Source organism: Dietzia sp. DQ11-71 (assembly GCF_014144995.1).
Classification (GTDB): Bacteria; Actinomycetota; Actinomycetes; order Mycobacteriales; family Mycobacteriaceae; genus Dietzia; species Dietzia kunjamensis.
On record NZ_JAALDT010000258.1, the window covers coordinates 1 to 2,765 of the forward strand.

Genomic DNA, 2,765 nt, shown 5'->3' on the forward strand with positions numbered 1-2,765 from the left:
CGGTCTCGGGCCCCGGCTCGCACCTCGTGGCCTCGATGTCCCGGGCGGACGTGTTGATCGAGATCCCCGCCGACGTCACCTCACTGGAGTCCGGCGCCGAGGTCGACGTCCTGCCGCTGTAGGGGCACGCCGTACAGTCCGGGGGAAGGTGCGTTGACCAGCCTGCGCACGTCGTACTTCGCCGCGGGCGAGAACGGGGGTCCCGATGCGTTCCGACGCCGAGCCGACCGCGGTGCAGACCGCGGTGCCGGACGAGGGCCTTCTCAAGTACCTCGTGTACACGAGTACGCCGACCAGGCAGATGGTGCCCGAGGACTTCGAGTCGATCCTGCGCACTGCCAGGCACCGCAATCGTCGCGTGGGGATCACCGGCATCCTGCTCTTCCGGGACGACTGCTTCATCCAGTTCCTCGAGGGCCCACCGACCGAGGTGGATGCCCTCCTGGACGACATCATCGCCGATGAGCGGCACCACCACCTCCGAGTGATCCTCACCGAGACGACCGTCGACCGCAGCTTCCCCGATTGGCGGATGGGATTCGGGACGCCCGGGGCCCACGAGCCGGTCGGCCTCCACGGCGTGCGCGACAGTTTCAACGACCTCGCCGCCGGTGCGGACGGGGGCACGGTGCGACGGGCGGCCGACGACGTGTCGACCTGGTTCAAGGCGAAGGAACACTCCGCCGCGTCCTGACCCGGCTCAGCAGACGGGTAAATGACGAGCGTCCGACGCACCCGCTACAAGCGGACTGTGCGCCGGACGCTCGTGCTCACCCCGGGTCAGATGTGACCCGGCGTGTCAGAACCAGTGTTTACGTCCACCGACCGCGCGGCCTGCCGCACCGAGGATGACGAGGGTGACGCCGATCGCGATGAGCACGAGTCCGATCGTCCAGAGGATGGGGATGTCCAAGAGGAATCCGAGGATCAAGAGAATTGCGCCAAGAATGATCATGTAGTCGTCCTTTCACCGTAATTTTTCAGGAACGACTGTGCGTACCCACGTCCCACAGAGTCCGCGACCGATCGCGCCCGGTCACGCCCGCGCCTCATCCCGTGCTGTCGAGCGCTTGCTGCCAGAAGTCGATCTCCAGCCGGGTGGCCGTGCGGAACACCTCGGTGAGCTCGTCGAGGCGGCGGCCGGTGAGTCCGCCCTCGGACAGCACGTCGAGCTGCTCGATCGCGGCGCGGGCGGCGGCGGTGAACTCCGCGCCCGAGTACTCGGAGATCCATTCGCCGTACGGGTGCTCGCCGTCGTGCTCGGCGAGCCGGGGCACCAGGTGCGCGCCGATCTCGGCGTAGCCGATCGTGCACGGGGCCAGCGCCACATGCAGGTCGAGCAGGTCCCCCGCCATGCCGGAATCCAGCACGTACCGGGTGTAGGCGACGGTGGCCTGCTTCTCGGCGGCGGCCTCGAGCTCGGCGCGCGGGATGCCCCACCGTTCGGTGAGCCGCAGGTGTAGCTCGGTCTCCGCGAGGATCGCGCCGGTGGCCCGGTGGGCGGCGGTGATGTCGGCCAGGGTGCGGCTCTTGTAGGCCGCCAGCGCGTTGGCGCGGGCGAACTGCACCAGGAAGTGGAAGTCCTGCACGAGGTAGTCACGGAACACCGCGAGCGGCAGGGTGCCCTGCCCGAGCTCGGTGACGAACTCGTGTTCGGTATAGGCCTCCCACTCTGGACGGCAGCGGTCTTTCAGGGTCTCGAACAGGGTCACTCGGCTCTCCCGTCGTGGGCGGACATCAGGCGGGCGACGATCGCGCCGTGAGGTCGAGCTCCCGGCCCGGTCCGCGTGTAGGTCTCGATCACCTCGAAGTCTGCCATCCGCAACTCCTCCGACAGGGCCTCAACCGACCAGCGGTAGGCCCCGGCCACGGCGTGATCGAACCGTTCGACCTCCGCACCGTGGAAGAACCCGAGCAGTAGTCCGCCGCCGGGGCGCAGACACCGCGCCATCCGCAACAGCGTCGGTCGCACGGTGGCCGGTTCGTGGTGGATGAGCGAGTACCAGGCGAGAATCCCCGCGACCTCGCCGGGCGACCGGGGTAGCGCGTCGAGGTCACCCACCTCGAATCGACACCCGGGATGAGCTCGGCGGGCGTGACTCACGAACTCCGGTACCTGGTCGACTCCGCGCACGTCGACGCCCCGGGCCGCCAGGTGGCCCGTCCAGTGCCCTGGGCCGCAGCCTGCATCGATCAGCGGCCCGTCGAGCTGATCCGCCCAGCGCGCGACCAGCTCGAGGTCCGAGGGGTGGACCGACGCGATAGAACCGAGGTGGTCGATGTACTCCTGTGCGCGGCTCGAGTACGCCGCTCCGACCTCCCCGGTCACGACGACCTCCCCCGTCGGCGACTCGGCTGTACACCCTCCCACCGGCGGAAACTGCGGGAGAAGGTCGCGGTCTCGGAGTAGCCCAGCTCGGCGGCCACCTCGGCCACCGGGACGTCGTGCACCAGCAGCTCGAGCGCCCGCTGATGCCGCACCTCGTCGACCAGCGTCCGATACGAGGTCCCTTCCGCTCCGAGGTGGCGTCGCAGGGTGCGGACATCGACGTGCAGTTCCGCCGCCACGTCCGCCATCGACGGCCAGGTTCCGCGCTCGTGCCGGAGCCGGCTGCGCACCTGGCCGGCCACGCCGACCCGCGCGAGCCTGTCGGCGAGGAGCTCGCGGCACTGCCGCTCGAACAGTCGCGCCGTGTTCTCGTCGCCCTGCGGCAGCTCGGCCTCGAGGGCCTGTCGCGAGACGGTCAGCCGGTTGCGCGCGGCGT

Annotated in this window: 6 protein-coding genes; 2 read left to right on the top strand and 4 right to left on the bottom strand. The window is 69.6% G+C overall.

Annotated elements, in window-relative coordinates; all coding sequences use genetic code 11:
• Window positions 1-122: hypothetical protein (locus G6023_RS09750; RefSeq protein ID WP_472986434.1), on the top strand; the 122-nt coding region annotated here is incomplete at its 5' end.
• Window positions 123-205: 83 nt separating this feature from the next.
• The gene (locus G6023_RS09755; protein WP_182635216.1) at window positions 206-694 is read left to right on the top strand and encodes a BLUF domain-containing protein; all 489 of its coding nucleotides are present in this window, start codon (window positions 206-208) and stop codon (window positions 692-694) included.
• Window positions 695-799: 105 nt separating this feature from the next.
• Here G6023_RS09755 and G6023_RS09760 read toward each other — a convergent pair whose 3' ends face one another.
• From G6023_RS09760 to G6023_RS09775, 4 genes are all read right to left on the bottom strand, one after another.
• A complete protein-coding gene (locus G6023_RS09760; RefSeq protein ID WP_182635218.1) occupies window positions 800-955 on the bottom strand; it encodes a DUF6131 family protein in 156 nt (51 codons plus the stop codon).
• 94 nt (window positions 956-1,049) lie between these two features.
• Window positions 1,050-1,712: a TenA family protein gene (locus G6023_RS09765; RefSeq protein ID WP_182635219.1), complete on the bottom strand. Its 663-nt coding sequence runs from the start codon at window positions 1,710-1,712 to the stop codon at window positions 1,050-1,052.
• Window positions 1,709-2,329, bottom strand: coding sequence for a class I SAM-dependent methyltransferase (locus tag G6023_RS09770; RefSeq protein ID WP_119193026.1), 621 nt, complete (start codon window positions 2,327-2,329; stop codon window positions 1,709-1,711). The genes G6023_RS09765 and G6023_RS09770 overlap by 4 nt, the downstream gene beginning before the upstream one ends.
• Window positions 2,326-2,765 (bottom strand): helix-turn-helix transcriptional regulator (locus G6023_RS09775; RefSeq protein ID WP_182635220.1); only part of this gene is annotated, 440 nt, incomplete at its 5' end. The genes G6023_RS09770 and G6023_RS09775, both read right to left, overlap by 4 nt.